Origin of the sequence: Piscinibacter sp. (assembly GCF_047600445.1) — a bacterium.
Classification (GTDB): Bacteria; Pseudomonadota; Gammaproteobacteria; order Burkholderiales; family Burkholderiaceae_C; genus Piscinibacter.
Genome location: NZ_JASGKT010000002.1, coordinates 2,170,360 through 2,186,712, shown reverse-complemented (window position 1 = coordinate 2,186,712; position 16,353 = coordinate 2,170,360). Strand labels below are relative to the sequence as shown.

General features: G+C 68.8%; 14 protein-coding genes and 1 pseudogene. 8 read left to right on the top strand and 7 right to left on the bottom strand.

Annotation, left to right across the window (positions count from 1 at the left end; translation table 11 throughout):
* The first annotated feature begins 132 nt into the window (after positions 1-132).
* The 7 genes and pseudogenes from QM792_RS14500 (at position 133) to QM792_RS14470 (ending at position 6,702) form a co-directional block, all read left to right on the top strand.
* A complete protein-coding gene (locus QM792_RS14500; RefSeq protein WP_415150808.1) occupies positions 133-1,002 on the top strand; it encodes a transketolase in 870 nt (289 codons plus the stop codon).
* Entirely contained in the window at positions 999-2,006 is a 1,008-nt protein-coding gene (locus tag QM792_RS14495; RefSeq protein WP_415150807.1) for a transketolase family protein, read from the top strand. Before QM792_RS14500 ends, QM792_RS14495 begins: the two co-directional genes overlap by 4 nt.
* Positions 1,991-2,491, top strand: a pseudogene (locus QM792_RS14490) (NAD(P)-dependent oxidoreductase); the annotation flags it as partial. The gene QM792_RS14495 and the pseudogene QM792_RS14490, both read left to right, overlap by 16 nt.
* The gene (locus tag QM792_RS14485; RefSeq protein ID WP_415151639.1) at positions 2,465-2,899 is read left to right on the top strand and encodes an NAD-binding protein; all 435 of its coding nucleotides are present in this window, start codon (positions 2,465-2,467) and stop codon (positions 2,897-2,899) included. The pseudogene QM792_RS14490 and the gene QM792_RS14485, both read left to right, overlap by 27 nt.
* On the top strand, positions 2,896-3,753 hold the full coding sequence (locus QM792_RS14480) for an alpha/beta fold hydrolase (protein WP_415150806.1): 858 nt from the start codon (positions 2,896-2,898) through the stop codon (positions 3,751-3,753). Before QM792_RS14485 ends, QM792_RS14480 begins: the two co-directional genes overlap by 4 nt.
* 44 nt (positions 3,754-3,797) lie before the next feature.
* Positions 3,798-4,808: a TRAP transporter substrate-binding protein gene (locus QM792_RS14475; protein ID WP_415151638.1), complete on the top strand. Its 1,011-nt coding sequence runs from the start codon at positions 3,798-3,800 to the stop codon at positions 4,806-4,808.
* Between the two features lie 10 nt (positions 4,809-4,818).
* Positions 4,819-6,702, top strand: coding sequence for a TRAP transporter large permease subunit (locus QM792_RS14470; RefSeq protein ID WP_415150805.1), 1,884 nt, complete (start codon positions 4,819-4,821; stop codon positions 6,700-6,702).
* Positions 6,703-6,807: 105 nt separating this feature from the next.
* Here QM792_RS14470 and QM792_RS14465 read toward each other — a convergent pair whose 3' ends face one another.
* From QM792_RS14465 to QM792_RS14445, 5 genes are read right to left on the bottom strand one after another with little or no spacing between them, the layout of a single operon-like run.
* Positions 6,808-8,103, bottom strand: a complete 1,296-nt coding sequence (locus QM792_RS14465) for an FCSD flavin-binding domain-containing protein (RefSeq protein ID WP_415150804.1) — start codon at positions 8,101-8,103, stop codon at positions 6,808-6,810.
* 14 nt (positions 8,104-8,117) lie between these two features.
* Positions 8,118-8,423: a c-type cytochrome gene (locus QM792_RS14460; protein WP_415150803.1), complete on the bottom strand. Its 306-nt coding sequence runs from the start codon at positions 8,421-8,423 to the stop codon at positions 8,118-8,120.
* 23 nt (positions 8,424-8,446) lie between these two features.
* The gene (locus QM792_RS14455; protein WP_415150802.1) at positions 8,447-9,529 is read right to left on the bottom strand and encodes a cytochrome-c peroxidase; all 1,083 of its coding nucleotides are present in this window, start codon (positions 9,527-9,529) and stop codon (positions 8,447-8,449) included.
* Positions 9,526-10,209: an SCO family protein gene (locus tag QM792_RS14450; protein WP_415150801.1), complete on the bottom strand. Its 684-nt coding sequence runs from the start codon at positions 10,207-10,209 to the stop codon at positions 9,526-9,528. Before QM792_RS14450 ends, QM792_RS14455 begins: the two co-directional genes overlap by 4 nt.
* Positions 10,206-11,522 carry a selenium-binding protein SBP56-related protein gene (locus QM792_RS14445; RefSeq protein ID WP_415150800.1) on the bottom strand — a complete coding sequence of 439 codons (1,317 nt, stop codon included), beginning with the start codon at positions 11,520-11,522 and terminating at the stop codon, positions 10,206-10,208. Before QM792_RS14445 ends, QM792_RS14450 begins: the two co-directional genes overlap by 4 nt.
* A 134-nt stretch (positions 11,523-11,656) precedes the next feature.
* Here QM792_RS14445 and QM792_RS14440 point away from each other — a divergent pair, with 134 nt between their 5' ends.
* Entirely contained in the window at positions 11,657-13,039 is a 1,383-nt protein-coding gene (locus tag QM792_RS14440) for a sigma-54 interaction domain-containing protein (RefSeq protein WP_415150799.1), read from the top strand.
* A gap of 15 nt (positions 13,040-13,054) precedes the next feature.
* Here the strand turns inward: QM792_RS14440 and QM792_RS14435 are convergent, their stop codons facing one another.
* The gene (locus tag QM792_RS14435) at positions 13,055-15,178 is read right to left on the bottom strand and encodes an acetyl-CoA hydrolase/transferase C-terminal domain-containing protein (protein WP_415150798.1); all 2,124 of its coding nucleotides are present in this window, start codon (positions 15,176-15,178) and stop codon (positions 13,055-13,057) included.
* Between the two features lie 93 nt (positions 15,179-15,271).
* Complete coding sequence (locus QM792_RS14430; RefSeq protein WP_415151637.1) at positions 15,272-16,351, bottom strand: lipocalin-like domain-containing protein; 1,080 nt, start codon at positions 16,349-16,351, stop codon at positions 15,272-15,274.
* Between the last annotated feature and the right edge of the window lie 2 nt (positions 16,352-16,353).

The following is a 16,353-nucleotide window of genomic DNA, read 5'->3' as shown; positions in this document are numbered from 1 at the left end:
GACCTTGAACTATAGCTACTTGGTCACTTGCCACCGCGATCGAAGAATTCCTGCCGTCACATCGCAGGAGTCCATCGAGATGCAAGCTGCCGCCCAAGTTCCCCTCGCGGAGGGTTGCCTGTCGGGCAAACCATGAGCCAGGCGATCGTCGTGCAAGACGCCGCCCGGCTGAAGCCACTGGCCGCGAGCGCATACCGCATCCGTCGCTTCGCCCTGCGCATGGGCGAGGTCCAGGGCCAGGGCTACATCGGCCAGGCGCTGGGCTGGGCCGATGTGCTGGCCGTGGCCTACTGTCATGCGCTGAACCTGCGGCCATCGGAGCCGGAGTGGGAAGGCCGCGACCGCTTCCTGCTGTCGCACGGTCATTACGCCATCGCCCACTACGCCGCGCTGATCGAGGCGGGTGTCGTCCCCGAGAGCGAACTCGACAGCTATGGCAGCGACGACAGTCGCCTGCCGATGTCGGGCATGGCGAGCTACACGCCGGGCATGGAGATCTCGGGCGGATCCCTGGGCCAGGGGTTGGCGATCGGGGTCGGCATGGCGCTGGGCCTGAAGCACAAGAAGAATCCGGCCTTCGTCTACAACAGCATGTCCGACGGTGAGCTCGACGAGGGCTCGACCTGGGAAGCGGCGATGGCCGCCGCGCACCACCGGCTCGACAACCTGATCTGCCTGGTCGACATCAACAACCAGCAGGCCGACGGCCCCTCGGGCAAGGTGCTGGGCTTCGAGCCCTTGCACGACAAGTGGGCCGCCTTCGGCTGGCACGTGCAGCGGGTCGACGGCAACGACCTGCCGGCCGTGCTGCATGCCTTCGACGCCGCCCGCGCGCTGAAGGAAGCCAGGCCGCGCGTCATCCTGTTCGACACCTTGATGGGCAAGGGCGTGCCTTTCCTGGAGCAGCGCGAGAAGAACCACTTCATCCGCGTTGACCCGCCGGAGTGGGAACAGGCGCTGAACGTCCTGGACGAATCGCAAGCGGAAGGAGCGAGCGCATGAACCAAGCCGTGGCGGAAAAAAAGCCTCGCTTGACGACCTCGGCGATGATCGCGTCGATCGCGTCCGAGGGGCAGAAGGTCAAAGCGGCGCCGTTCGGCAAGGCGCTGGTCGAGTACGCGGCCAAGCGGCCGGACATCGTCGGCCTGACCGCCGACCTGGCCAAGTACACCGACTTGCACCTGTTTGCGCAGGCCTACCCGGACAGGTTCTACCAGATGGGGATGGCCGAGCAGCTCCTGATGGGCGCCGCCGGTGGCATGGCCAAGGAAGGGCTGCTGCCGTTCGCGACCACCTATGCCGTCTTCGGCACACGACGCGCCTACGACTTCGTGCATCAGGTGATCGCCGAAGAGAACCTGAACGTCAAGATCTGCTGCGCGCTGCCCGGATTGACCACCGGCTACGGCCCGAGTCACCAGGCGACGGACGACCTGGCGATGATGCGCGGCATCCCCGGCCTGACGATCGTCGATCCGTGCGATGCACTCGACATCGAACAGGCGGTGCCGCAGATCGCCGAGCACAAGGGGCCGGTCTACATGCGCCTGCTGCGCGGCCAGGTTCCATTGGTGCTCGACGAGGTCGAGGGCTACAAGTTCGAGCTGGGCAAGGCGAAGCTGCTGCGCGACGGGGCCGACGTTCTGGTCATCTCCAGCGGCATCCTGACGATGCGGGCGCTGGAGGTGGCCGCCGACCTGGTCCACGACAACGTCGGCGTGGCCGTGCTGCATTGCCCGACCATCAAGCCGCTGGACGAGGCGGCCATCGTGGAGGCCGCGCGCTGCAAGCCGCGTCTCGTCGTCGTGGCGGAGAACCATTCCGTCGTCGGCGGCCTCGGCGAAGCCGTCGCGAGCACGCTGCTGCGCCACAAGGTGCAGCCGGCAGGCTTCCAGCTCGCCGGGCTGCCCGATGCCTTTCTCGATGCCGGCGCCCTGCCGACGCTGCACGACCGCTACGGCATCAGCCGTGTCGAGCTCGGTGCGCGGATCAAGGCATGGCTGTGATGAAGGGCGAACGAACCACGGTTGGCCTCATCGGCCTGGGTGCCATGGGCCGCGGCGCCTGCACGAACCTGCTCGCCAAGGGTTTCGACGTCGTGGGATTCGACGTCCGCCCCGAGGCACTTCAGTGGCTGAGCGAACAAGGCGGCGTGCCGGCCCGGTCGCTTCGCGACATGGCGGCGCAGGCCCGCATCATCGTCAGCTTCGTCGTCAACTCGGAGCAGACCGAGGCCGTGCTGTACGGCGAAGGCGGGCTGGTCGGTGCGTTGCCGGCGGGCGCCGCAGTCGTCGTGTGCAGCACGATGGCCCCGGCTTACGTTCAGGAGCTGCGGGTGCGGCTCCAGCAGGACTCGATCGAACTGATCGATGCCCCGGTGACGGGGGGCGCCGCGGGGGCCGCCAAGGGCACGCTGACCGTCATGGGATCGGGCGACGCCGAAGCTTTCGACAAGGTGCGTCCCGTGTTGGAGGCCTTCGGATCCCGCGTCTACCACCTCGGCCCGGCCGGCGCGGGCGCGCGGATGAAGGTGCTGAACCAACTGCTGTGCGGCGTGCATCTGGCGGCTGCGGGCGAGGCGATTGCACTGGCGCGGCGCCAAGGCCTGCCGCTCGACAAGACGCTGGAGATACTTTGCAGCGGCTCGGCCGGAAGCTGGATGCTCGCGGACCGGGGGCCCAGGATGGCCAGCGAGAGCTTCGACAACGTCACGTCGGCGGTGGACATCTTCGTCAAGGACATGTCGTTGGTGCTCGACGCGACGCGCGAGGCACGCTTCCCGGCGCCGATCGCCCATGCGGCCTACCTGTCGTTCATCGAGGCCGCGGCACGCGGGCTGGGCGCGAAGGACGACTCGGCGGTGACCACCAACTATCACCTGGAGAAAAGACCGCGATGAGCGACATACAAAGCCACTACGCGGACATCGGCAGCGGCCTGGTCCACTACTTGACGGCCGGCGCCGGCGAGCCGTTGGTGCTGCTCCACGGCATTCCGCAGACTTCGTACGAATGGCGGTACGTCATTCCCCTGCTGGCCGACCGCTTCCGCATCATCGCGCCGGACCTGCGCGGCCTCGGAGACAGCTCGCGCGCCAGCGACGGCTTCGACAAGAAGACCGTCGCGGCCGACGTGTGGCGGCTGGTTCACGACCACCTGAATCTCGACAGCTTCTTCCTGGTCGGCCACGACTGGGGCGGCCCCACGGCTTTTGCGCTGGCCTGCGCGCACACCGAGGCGGTGCGCCGGCTGGCCATTCTCGACGTGCCCATCCCCGGCGACGGGGCCGATTTCTCGCAGAACGGCCGGCGCTGGCATCACCCGCTGTTCCGCACGCCGCACCTGCCCGAGGCGTTGCTGCACGATCGCGAGCACATCTTCTTCGACTGGCTGTTCGACAACTACAGCTACCTTCCCAACAGCATCACGCAGGCCGATCGCCAGGAGTACCTGCGCACGTACCGCAAGCCCGGCGCGATGAGCGCCCTGTTCGGCTACTACCGTGCGACCGCGCAGGACGCGTCGGACAACCAGGCCTTTCTCGCCGCCCACGGCAAGCTGCGCACGCCGGTGCTGGCGCTCGGCGGCGACAAGGCCTTCGGCCGTGGCCTGGACACGCTGCATTCCCTTCAGCGCCTCGCCGAGAACGTCCGTGGAGGGCTGGTGCCCAACAGCGGGCACTGGGTGACCGAGGAGCAACCCGAATTCATCGCTGCCGAGTTGCGCAAGTTCTTTCTCGAAGAGCCGCGCTGAGCGCTCTTCCACCATTGCCACAAGATTCAAACAGGAGACATCTCATGAACTTCAATCGTCGCCAGATCCTCAAGGTCTCCGTCGCGACAGGCGCCGGGCTCGCATTTCCGGCCATCGTGTTCGGCCAGGCGCAGTACACGCTCAAGTTCGCCAACATCATGCCGGCCGATCATCCGCTGAACACGCGGATGACGGAAGCCAGCGCCCAGATCAAGGCCCAGACCAACGGCCAGGTCGATATCCAGATCTATCCCAGCAGCCAGCTCGGCAACGACGCCGACATGCTGGCGCAACTGCGCGCCGGCGGCATCGACTTCTTCGCGCAGACCGGCCTGATCCTGGCGACGCTGGTGCCGGTGGCGGCCATCAACGGCATCGGCTTCGCGTTTGCCGACTATGCGAGCGTGTGGCGAACGATGGATGGCGCGCTCGGCAAGCACGTGATCAACGCCTTCGGCAAGGCCAATCTCCTGGCCTTCGACAAGATGTGGGACAACGGCTTCCGCCAGACGCTGTCGGTTTCCAAGCCGATCCGCACGCCGGCCGATCTCAACGGCTTCAAGATCCGCGTTCCGCCCAGCCCGCTGTGGACCGCCATGTTCAAGTCCATCGGAGCATCGCCGGTCTCGATTCCTTGGGGTGAAACCTATTCAGCGCTGCAGACGCGCGTTGCGGACGGACTCGAAAATCCGCTGGCCGGCATTTACTTCGCCAAGATGCACGAGGTGGGCAAGTACCTGTCGAACACCAACCACATGTGGGACGGCTTCTGGTTCCTGGCCAACCGCAAGTCGTTCGAAGCGCTGCCTGCGTCGGCACGCGACGTGGTGGCCCGGATCGTCAACGAATCGGCCTTGAAGCAGCGCGCCGACGTGGAGAAGCTGAACCAGGAGCTGAAGTCGCAACTCGGCGCGAAGGGGACGCAGTTCGTGGATGTCAACCCGGAGGCCTTCCGGCAGAAGCTCAAGTCGTCCGGCTTCTACGCGGACTGGAAGAAGCGCATGGGCGATGAAGCCTGGGGCTTGCTGGAGGCTGCCGCGGGCAAGCTCGCCTGAGGGCTGCAAGATGGCCTCGTCCGCCCACTCCGTTCACTTGGGCACGGAAGCGGCGCCGCTCGGCGCGCCCGCTTTCGTCTTGAAGATCGAACTCGGGTTGCGCCGGCTCGTGGAGGTGCTGGCGTCCATCCTGCTGGTCATCGAAGTCGGCGTGCTCTTCACCGGCGTGGTCGCCCGCTATGCCTTGCATGCTCCGGTCACGTGGTCGGACGAAGTCGCCGGCATCCTGTTCATCTGGCTGGCGATGCTGGGTGCGGCATCCGCGTTCCAGCGCAACCAGCACATGAAGATGACAGCCCTGTCGGAGCGGGTCGGGCCACGCTTTGCCCGCGTTCTCGAGGTGCTGGGCCTGGCGGTGCCCCTGGCCTTCCTGTCCCTGATCGTGTGGCCGGCGATCGAGTACGCGCTGGACGAACGCATGGTCGTGACGCCGGCGCTCGAGATCTCGAACGCATGGCGGGCGTTCGCGTTTCCCGTCGGCGTGGTCCTGATGATCGCGTTTGCGCTGTGCCGTGTCGTGCGCGCCCGCATGCTGGCGCCGATGGTGGTGGCCGCGGCGATTCTTGTCGTGGGTGGTGCGTGCCTGTATCTGTTCGGCAAGCCGCATTTCGCGCAGCTCGGCACATGGAACCTGCTGCTGTTCCTGGTCTTCCCGATCGCGCTCGGCGTGCTGATGGGCGTGCCCATCGCGTTCGTCTTCGCGCTTTCGGCCACCGCCTACCTGGCCCTCAGCACCCGGACACCGATCATGATCCTGTCGGGCCGCATCGATGAAGGGATGAGTCACCTCATCCTGCTCGCGGTTCCGCTGTTCGTCTTCCTTGGCCTGCTCATCGAGAGCAACGGCATGGCGCGCGCCATGGTCGGCTTCCTGGCGACGCTTCTGGGCCACATCAAAGGCGGCCTGTCCTATGTGCTGATCGGCGCGATGTACCTGGTCTCGGGCATCTCCGGTTCGAAGACCGCTGACATGGCGGCCGTCGCACCGGCGCTCTTTCCGGAGATGCAGAAGCGCGGCGCCAAGCCGGGTGATCTGGTGGCGCTGCTGGCGGCCACCGGCGCTCAAACCGAGACGATCCCGCCCAGCATCGTCTTGATCACCATCGGCTCGGTGACGGGCGTCTCGATTGCTGCGCTGTTCACCGGCGGCCTGGTGCCCGGCCTGGTGCTGGGCCTCGCGCTGTGTGCCGTGGTCGGATGGCGCTATCGCAAGGAGGATCTGTCCAGCGTCAAGCGCACGCCGCGGCGCGAAATCTGGTCGGCCTTCGTGCTGGCGCTGCCGGCGCTGGCGTTGCCGTTCATCATCCGATCAGCGGTTGTCGAAGGGGTGGCGACCGCCACGGAGGTGTCGACGATCGGCATCGTGTATTCGCTGATCGTGGGCATCGTGATCTATCGCCATTCGGACTTTCGACGCCTGGCGGCCATGCTCTCCGAGACCGCCACGCTTTCGGGCGCGATCCTCTTCATCATCGGTGCGGCGACCGCGGTGGCATGGGCGCTGACGCAGTCCGGCTTTTCCCGGACGCTCGCGGTGATGATGAGCCAGTTGCCGGGCGGTGCGCCCGTGTTCCTCGTGTTCTCGATCTTCGCCTTCATCGTGCTCGGCAGCGTTCTCGAAGGCATTCCGGCGCTGGTCCTGTTCGGCCCGCTGGTATTTCCGATTGCCAGAAGCCTGGGCATTCATGAAGTGCACTACGCCATGGTCGTGATCCTGGCGATGGGGATGGGGCTGTTCATGCCGCCGGTGGGCGTGGGGTACTACGCCGCATGCACGGTGGGGCGCGTGAACCCCAACGAAGGGCTGCGGGCCATCTGGGGATACATGGGCGCCCTCGCAGTGGGACTGGCCTTGGTTGCGGCCGTGCCTTGGCTGTCGATCGGGTTTCTGTAGTTGGCGATGGCCACGGCCATCGCCTCCAAGCTCACCGAGCTGGAGGCGAAGGCGGTGGCGTCTTACATCAGCGCATTGCAGTAGGCCATCCGCCGCTGCGGCGCCTCAGGCCAGGGCCAGCGAATCGGCCCAGATATTGTCGGCCCAGGACAGCGCATAGCGCCCCTCCACCTGGTTGGCCCCGGCGGACACGCCGCCCGAGCCGGGCACCGGCAGGAAGGTCTTCTGCGCCGCGTCGTACTGGTGCACCGAGGCCACGTGGATCACGTCCTTGCCCGACACGAAGCTGTAGCAGGTGTTCATCACCACCGGCGTCGCGTTGACCGCCTCGCCCTTGAGCAACTGGATGATCGCCGCGGCCGCCACCTTGGCGTGCTGGTTGGCCATGTGCCCCGACTTGGGCATGGTCGGCGCCGGGAAAGTGGCGTCGCCCAGCACATGCACCCCCGGCAGCGCGGTGGACTCCATCGTCAGCCAGTTCACCCCCACCCAGCGGTTGTTGACGTTGACCAGCCCGGCGTTCTTCGCCAGATCGGCCGCGCGCTGCGGCGGGATCAGGTTCAGCACGTCGGCCTTGACGTCCTCGAACTCCAGCCTGGCCACGCCGCCGGCGGCGTCGACCTCCTTCAGCTCGGCGTTCGCCCGGTACTCCAGGATGCCGGCATAGCGGTCCTTGAAGGCCTTCTCGAACAGCGCCTTCTTCGACTGCACCTCCGGGTTGGCGTCGAGCACCAGCACCTTGGACTTCGGCTTGGCCTGCTGCAGGTACGACGCCACCACGCAGGCGCGCTCGTAGGGCCCGGGCGGGCAGCGGTAGGGCACCTTGGGGATGGAGATGGCGAACACGCCGCCGTCCTTCATCGCCTCGATCTGCCGGCGCAGCGCCACGGTCTGCGCGCCGGCCTTCCAGCCGTGCAGGAACCTGGCCTGCGCCGCCGGCGCGCCCAGCCCGCCCACCGCCTCGGTCATGAAGTCGATGCCCGGCGAGACCACCAGCCGGTCGTAGCGCAGGGTGCTGCCGTCGGCCAGCTTCACGGTCTTGGCGGCGGCGTCGATCGCGCTGACTTCGCCTTGCACGACCTTGACGCCCAGCGCCTTCAGGCCGTCGTAGCCGCGCGTGACGTCGCCGATCTGCTTGTAGCCGCCGAGCACGAGGTTGGAGATCGGGCAGGAGACGAAGCTGGCGTTGCGCTCGACCAGCGTCACCTCGACGTTGCCGCCCCACATCCTGAGGTAGCGCGCGGCGGTGGCGCCGCCGAAGCCGCCTCCGACGACGACGACGCGGCCGATGGACGGGCCGGAGGACGAGGACGGCGCGGCGCAGCCGGCCAGCGAGAGCGCGCCGAAGGCGGCGCCGGCGCCCAGCAGGCGGCGGCGCGAGAGCGTGGTGTGATCGGTCATGGCGTCGTTGCTCCTCACTGCGCGGGCTTCTGGGCGGCGAACCACTGGGCGATCAGCTTGAGCTGTTCGTCGCTGTAGCCCTTGGCGATCTGGTGCATGATGGTCGCCGGCTGCGCCCCGCTCTTGTAGTCGGCGATCTGCGCCAGGATCTTCTCGGCCGACACCCCGGCCAGCGGCTTGACTTCCTTGCCTCGCACGTTGCCGTTCGTGCCGTGGCAGTTCGCGCACGTGGCCGCTAGGTTGCGCGCAAGGGTCGGGTCCTGGGCTTGGGCGCTTGCCGCGGCGGCAAGGCCGAGCGCAAGAACGAGGGTGGGTCTCATGTCGCGGGTCCTCCTTCACGTTGTCAAGGGTCGGTGGATCGCGCCGCGGGCGACGTGAGCGCGACCAGGAACTCGACCAGGGCCGAGCGTTCCTCGGGGGCCAGGCGGAAGGGCTGGATGCGCGGATCCTGTCGCGCGTCGCCGGGCCAGCCGCCGCCGGCATAGAAGTCGATGACGGCCTCGAGCGTGTCGAAGGATCCGTCGTGCATGTACGGCGCCGTCAGGGCGACGTTGCGCAGCCCGGGCGTGCGGAAGGCGCGCTTGTCCCGCTCCCGCCGCGTCACTTCGTAGCGCCCCAGGTCGGGAAGATCGGGCACGCCGATGCGGCGCAGCGTGTCGTGGTCGAAACTGGCCTGCAGCCCGGGAACGAGCGTGAACGATGCGCCGCTGCCGCGCTGCGCGTCGCTGCGCGCCTGGACCCCGGTGTTGTGGAACAGGCCGTCGCTGAACAGCGCGTCGCGCGTGCCGATCGGGTGGCATTGCGCGCAACCGTGCTGAACGAACAGCGCGAAGCCGCGGCGCGCCTGCTCGCCCAGGGCGTCGGCCTGCTTCCCGTAGTGCCAGCGGTCGAACGGCGAGTCGCCGGCGAGCAGGGTCCGCTCGTAGGCCGCGAGCGCGGCCGCCACGCGCGCCGGCGTCGGCCGCGCGGAGCCGAACGCGCGCCGGAACGGCGCCTTGTATTCGGGCAGCGCCGCCAGGCGGCGCATCGCCGATGCCATGTCCGGATGGGCCAGTTCGTCGGGGTGCACGATGGGTTGCAGCGCCTGCGCTTCGAGGCTGGCGGCGCGGCCATCGACGAACAGCTTGCGCACGTAGGCCACGTTCAGCAGCGTCGGCGCGTTGCGGCGCAGGCTGATGCCCTCCATGCCGACCGAGGTCTTCAACTCGTTGACCGTGAAGCCCTGGGCCGGCACGTGGCACATGGCGCACGACAGCGTTTCGTTGATGGACAGGCGGCGTTCGAAGAACAACTGCTTGCCCAGCGCCACCAGCGCGGCCGGCGGCGCGGGCAGCGGCGGCAGCCCCAGCGGCTGCGCGGCGCCCGGCCCGGCCAGGGCCAGCGCCCCCGCGCACGTGAGCAGAAGCGCTCTCCAGGGAGACTTCATGGCGCCGCCCTCTGTTCGAGGTCCAGCGTGCGCAGGTCGTTGAGCAGCGCCTGCGGGGCCAGCGTCGCGACGCCGTAGATCTCCCGGATCTGCAACTGCGCGTCGACCAGGAACAGCTTGAGCAGGTGGTTCAAGGTCCGGGTCGGGCGTCCGGCCGCGTCGGTCTCGACGCTGACGTCCTGTCCGAAGCCGCGCAGCAGCGGCAGCAGCGTGCCCACCGACGAGGTCGTGAAAAAGCGCCAGCGCACCGCCGGATCGTTCGAGCGTGCGCTGGCGTGAAGACGCATGACTTCGGGCGTATCGTGCGTCGGGTCGAAGCTGATGCTGACGATCTGGGCGTGCCGGGCGAGCGCCGGGTCGGCGCGCAGGGACGCATGCAGCCCGTCCAGCGCCGCCCAGGCTTTCGGGCAGCCGTCCGGGTCGCGGCAGTAGGTGTAGATGAACGAGACGACGCTCAGGCGCCCGAGCAGGGCCGTGTGCAGGCGCTGCGTGCGCCCCTGGGTGTCGAGCACGATGCCGGCGGGCGCCGCCATGATGCGCGCGAGCTTGTAGCTGCCCGGCGCGGGCAGGCGCGAGGTGTCGACGCGCGCCTTGACCAGCGGGCCGGAGGCGGCGTCGGTCGCCGCGCGCACGCCCCAGGGCGCGAGCGCGGCGGCGCCGACGAACTGCCGGCGCTTCACTTCGATGCCGATGCCACCAGGGCGCCCGCGGCGGCGAGTTGCTGGCCGGCCGGCCGCGCGGTGAACTTCATGTGGTGCGCGCGGCCGAGCTTGAGCTTGGCGAAGTCGACCTCGAAGCGCTGCGTCAGCGTCTTGCCATCCCAGTCGAAGGCGCGCAGCACCTGCTCGTTGTCGTTGCCCTTCTTGTCCCAGTTGGCCAGCAGCGACGAGGTGAGGTAGACGCGCTTGCCGTCCCAGCTCTGCGAGACCATGTTGACCTGCGGCCCGGTCTTCATCGTGAAGGTCTCCTTCGGCTGCTCCGGGTTGCTCATGTCGAAGTAGCGCGTCGTGCCGTCCATGAAGGTGTTGACCCACAGGCCCTTGCCGTCGGCGGAGATGCTGATGTCCACGGGCAGGGGCACCTTGGCCGGGTCGCCGATGGTGGCCACGTCCTTGGCCTGCCACTCGCCCTTGGCGTCCTGCTTGATCAGCCAGATCTTCGAGGTCAGCGCCGTCGCGGTGACGGCCCAGTTGTCGCCCTCCTTGAGCGACCAGCGGATCTCCAGCGGCGCTCCCGGCACGTCGAAGACCTTGAGAGGCTTCATCGCCTTCACGTCCCAGGCCACCATCGTGTTGCCGAAGCGCTTCATGGCCTCGCCGTCCTTGACGAGCTTGCCGATGTCCATCATGTAGTTGTTCCAGCCGGTGAAGCTGGAGGTCAGCATGACGTTCTTGCCCGGGTTGATCGCGATGTCGTAGCCGTAGCCGTCGCCCTTGGCGCCGCCGACCTCGCCGGTGGGCATGGGGTAGGTCTCGACGATGTCGCCCTTGTTGTTGAACAGCACCAGGCCGGTCTGTCCGCCGTGGTCCTTGGTGTTGGACAGCGCCTGCACCAGCATCCGCCCCGGCATGGCGTAGAAGGTGTGCGGGCCGACGAAGCCGGTCTTCTGCGCGAAATTGGAGATCGTCTTGACCAGGCGCGGCTTCTCGGGGCGGATCATGTCGAAGACGAAGATCTTGTTGTCGTCCAGGCGGCCGGCCCACAGGTAGCGGCGGTCGTCGGTGAAGCCCATGTGGTGCGCCTCGCCGCGGCCCGGCAGCGAGATCTTGTGGACGACCTTGCCGTAGTTCTTCGACTTGGGATGGGCGTCGATGGTGACGAGCTTGTCGTTGCCGTCGCCCATGCCCTTGATGCCGAGCGTCCAGACGTGCACGTAGTCTTCCTGCCCGGTGACCAGGTTGGCCATGTAGGGCGAGTTGCAGGTCTCGTCGGCGTGGACGGGCGCGAAGGCGGCGACGATGGCCGCGGCGACGATCGAACGAAGCAGTGTCATGACGGTCTCCTTGGGTTGTGAAGCGGGCTCTCTCGATGCCGGAGCCCGTCGGATGAGCGAGTATGTTTTTGTCGGGGGCGGGCATGTGCACCGCAAGACCGGGCCGATGGTCTTTCGGTTGCTGGAATACCCGCATGACATTCCCGCCATGTCATGACAATGTCGCTTGCATGGCGAGGCAAATTGATGTTGAGGCCCTGCGCTCGCTGATCGAGGCGCGGTCCGACCCGTTCGTGCTCATCGACGACCGCTACCGCATCGTCGCGGCGAACAGCCGCTACGCGGCGCTGTACGGCCTGACGCCGAAGCAGATCGAGCGCTTCCATTGCCACCAGGTGTCGCACCACCGGTCTTCTCCCTGCCATGAGCATGGCGAGGCCTGCCCCTTGCGCGAGGTGATGGCGACCGGCGAGACCACCGAGGTCGTGCACGTGCATTACGGTTGCGGTGCCCGGCAGGACGTCGTGCGCATCATCGGGCACCCGATCAGGATCGGCTCGCGGCTGCTGCTGGGTGAGTCGATCGAGCCGCTGCAGCCGGTCTCCGTCGTGCCGGCCGAACCCGCCGATGCGATGCTGGGCGCCAGTCCGGCCTTCGTCGCCGCGCTGGCCGAACTGGCGCGCGCGGCGCGCTTCGCGCTGCCGGTGCTGCTGTTCGGCGAAACCGGCGTCGGAAAGGAACTCGCGGCGCGCCGCCTTCACGCCCAGTCCCCGCGCGCCGGGCGTGCGTTCGTGACCGTGGACTGCGCGAACCTGCCGACCTCGCTCGCGGAGGACACGCTGTTCGGCCACGTGCGAGGCGCCTATTCGGGCGCGATGAGCACCCGCGCGGGCCTGTTCGAGCAGGCCGACGGGGGAACCCTGTTTCTCGACGAGGTGTCGGAACTGGCGCCGGAAGTCCAGGCGAAGCTGCTGCGCATCCTCGAGACCGGCGAGCTGCGCCGTCTCGGCGAGGGGCATCCCAAGCGGGTGGACGTGCGGGTCGTCTGCGCGACGAACCGGGACCTGCTCGCCGAGGTGCGCGCGGGGCGGTTCCGTCCCGATCTGTACTACCGGATCGCGGGGCTCAAGGTGGTGCTTCCGCCGCTGCGCGATCGAATCGAGGACATCACGCTGCTGGCCAGCCGCTTCCTCGACGAGTTTCGCCTGGAGACGGGCGCCGTGCCGGCCCTGACGCCGGATGCGCTGGCGTGGCTGCGCATCCGGCCCTGGCCCGGCAACGTGCGGGAGCTGCGCCAGATCATGGGCCGCGCCGCGGTGCAGTCGGTCAACGGACTGATCGACGCGCAATTGCTGGCGCAACTGGCGATCGAGCCCGAGCCGCGGCATGCCGATGTCGCGGAAGAAAACGCCGGCGCGGCCCAGCGCGCCGCGAAAGGCATCGACCCGGCGCGGCTGGCCGCCGCGCTGGCGCGCCACGGCAACAACCGTGCCGCGGCGGCGCGGGAGCTCGGCGTGTCCGAGCGCACCTTGTACCGGTGGCTCGGCAAGGCTTGCACGCGCGTCGGCAGCCCGTGACGCGCCGCATCACCCTCAGAGATTGTTCGCCAGCAACCTCCTGACGAACACATCCCGGAAGCTGTGCGTCTCCGCCAGCCCCAGCCGTTCGAGGTAGGGCAGCGGTGCCTCCTTGCTCTCCCACAGGCTCTTGATGGCCATGGTCAGCAGTTCGCCGGGGTGGTGCGTGGCGTGCTTGAGCTTCTTCAGCGCGCGCACGATGTGCAGTTCGTCGTCGGTCAGGTCGGTGCCGAACGGGAAGTCGGGCAGCAGCCCGGCGGCCATCCAGGGGTGCAGCCTGGCTTCCAGCGCGTCGGGCAGGTTGTGGCGGTAGCGCTCGGGCAGCTCGTAGCCCGCTTCGAGCTTGCCGTGCGCCTTGGCCTGGCGGATCAGCTCGTCCTGGAAGCGCGAGTCGGCGACGGCGATCAGGCGCTTGACCACTTCCGCGTCGGCCTGGCCGCGCAGGTCGGCCACGCCGTACTCGGTGACGACGATGTCGCGCAGGTGGCGCGGAATGGTCACGTGGCCGTAGTTCCAGACGATGCTGCTCTTCAGCCCGTCCTTGTTGTCGTGCGTGGCGCGCAGCATCATCACCAGCCGCGCGTCGGGCAGCGCGTGCGCCATCGCGACGAAGTTGTACTGCCCGCCCACGCCGCTGACCACCTGGCCCGACTCCAGCGCGTCGCTGCACGCCGCGCCGAGCAGCGTGACGATCATCGTGGTGTTGACGAAGCGCGCCTTGCGGCGCTGCGCGCGCTTCACCGCGGCCTCGTCGTCGTCGTCGGCGTAGAGCTGGTTGATGAAGTCGATGCGCGTCATGTCGATCTTCGCCAGCTCCTGCGGCGGCATGGTGCGCAGCCGCTCGTAGAAGTCGCGCGGCCCGAGGAAGAAGCCGCCGGTCATGAAGATGCCGTGCGCGAGGCGCCCGCCGAGCATGGTTTCGCCGATGCGCGCGAGGTTGGCTTCGTCGACGAGGTCGTTGGGCAGCCGGGTGCCGTCGAGCACGAGATGGGCGCCGGAGATGCGCACCCCTTCGCGCAGCACGCCCCAGTGCTGGAGGTAGGCCACGTCGGCGGCCGACAGCGGCGAGCGGATGCGGCCGTGGCGCAGCAGCGCGGCGAGCGTGCGCGGCGTCACCGCCAGCTCGATCTCGCCTTCGTTGAGCGCGCGCTGCAGCGTCGCGTCGGCGAACACCTCGCGGCGCACGATGCCGGCCTCGATCAGCTTGAGGAAGCCGTTGACGAACATCTCCGAGCAGCCGTACAGGCCTTGGTCGAAGCGGCCGAGTTCGCGCCCGGCCAGGCCGTCGGCGCTGAGCGACTCGAGGATGCGGCGGTATTCCTCGCCGTGGCGGTCGCGCACGATCAGCGCCTGCGCGATCGCGTCGCCCAGCGAGCCGATGCCGATCTGCAGCGTGCCGCCGTCGGCGACGAGGCTGGAGGCGTGCAGCCCGATCGCGTAGTCGGCGCTGCTGACCTTGTTGTTGGGCGGGCCGAACAGGGCGTGCGTGCCGGCCGGGTCGGTGACGACGAGGTCGAAGAAGTCGGGCGCCACCTCGGCGCCGTTGGGCATGAAGGGCATCTTGCGGTTGACCACGCCGACGGTGATCAGCGGCTGGCCGGCCGCGCGCAGCTTCTCCACCACCTCGAACACCACGTCGGGGTTGCTCGACAGCGACAGCCGCATCGCCTCGCCCTCGCCCTTGGCGGCCACGGCCTGCGCGATCACGTTCATGCCCTGCACGGCCATGTCGCGCGCGACGAAGGTGTAGTTGGTCGAGATGTAGTTCTGCTGCGCCGCCGGGTTGCCGAGGTAGTCGCCGGTCTTCATGAAGAACTCGCGCACCTCGATGTGCGGCGGCAGCGTGCCGGCGCGCAGGTCCTTCACGTACAGCAGGTCGGGATAGTCCTCGAACACGCGCTCGACCAGCGGCCCGAGGAAGTGCTGTTCGAGGTCGCTCTTGCCGACCGGCCGTTCGAGCGACAGCGCGGTGACGATGCGCAGCCGCCGCGCCGGGTTGGCCTTCATGCGCTTGTACAGCGCGTTGACGAAGGGGTTGGGCTTGCCGATGGCCAGCGGGATGCCGAGCACGATGTCGCCCTGCACGGTGTCGAGAACGCGGTCGACCGCGGCTTCGATGCTGTCGACGAACTGCGCCATGCCTTGTCTCCCTGTGTTGGTGTTGTGTCCAGTGTGGGCGCAACGCGGCGCGGCGGCGTTGACAAACTTCAAGCGCCGCGATCGGAGCCGCGCTCAGAGCCGCAGCCGCGCGGCATAGCCGGTCATCTCCAGGTAGCCCAGGCCGATGCGCCGGCCGCCCTCGTCGAGCAGTTCCGACAGGCCCTCCCAGTAGATCGCGCCGGTGCTGGCGCGGCTGTCGAGTTCCTGGTCGGCCAGCAGGGCGCGCACGCGCTGCGTGCCGGCGGGCGTGACGATGCGCCACTCGACCGGGTAGGCGGCGCGCGAGGCCGGGCTGGTCCAGCGCGCCAGCGGCTCGAAGCGCACCTCGCCGGGCGCGAAGGCGCGCACCGGCCCGCCGGGCGCGCGCAGGCTGCCGCCGGCCCACAGCGCCGAGCCGTCGGCGCGGCGCAGGCGGAAGGCGGTGAGCGCGCCGCCGTCGAGCAGGTTGATGCCGATCCAGTCCCAGCCCACCGCCTCGGCGGGCAGGATCTCGTCGCTCCATTCGTGGTCGAGCCAGGCGCGGCCCTGCACGGCCTGCGCGCGGCCTTCGCGCACCAGCGTGCCGCGCACGGCGAGCTGCGGCTGGCTGTAGTAGTGGCTGGCCTGCGTCGGCAGCGGGCCCTTGCGCGAGAAGCCGGCGTCGCCTTGCAGCAGCAGCGGCTGGGTGGCGGCGAGTTCGAGCTCGAAGGCGAAGCCGGCCGCATCGCTGGCGAGCTGCGCGCGGTAGACGCTCGCGTCGATGCCGCCGCCGCGTTCGAAGCGCCAGCCGCGCAGCGCGACGCGCGTGTCGTCGCCGGCCGCCTCGGCGATGCCGAAGCCGGCGCGGGCGATGCGCTGGTCGTGGCGCAGGCGCCGCGCGGCGAGGTCGGTGAGCGCCGCGTGGGCGAAGACGAGCTGCGACGCGGCGAAGCGGCTCGGGTGATCGGGTGCGATGCCGGTGCGCGAGCGGAAGAAGGTGACCTGGAATCCGAACCGCGGTTCGTGCGAGCCCGGCTCGGCCAGCCAGCCGGTGGCGTACCACCACTCGGTGCGCGCGTCGGGGTGCGCGCCGTGGTCGCGCGGGAAGGCGAGGGCGCGGCCGGGCTGCACCGGCGCGGCGCGGCCGGCCAGCGGCGCGGCGGCCAGCGCCAGCAGCAGCGGGCGGCGGCGCAGCG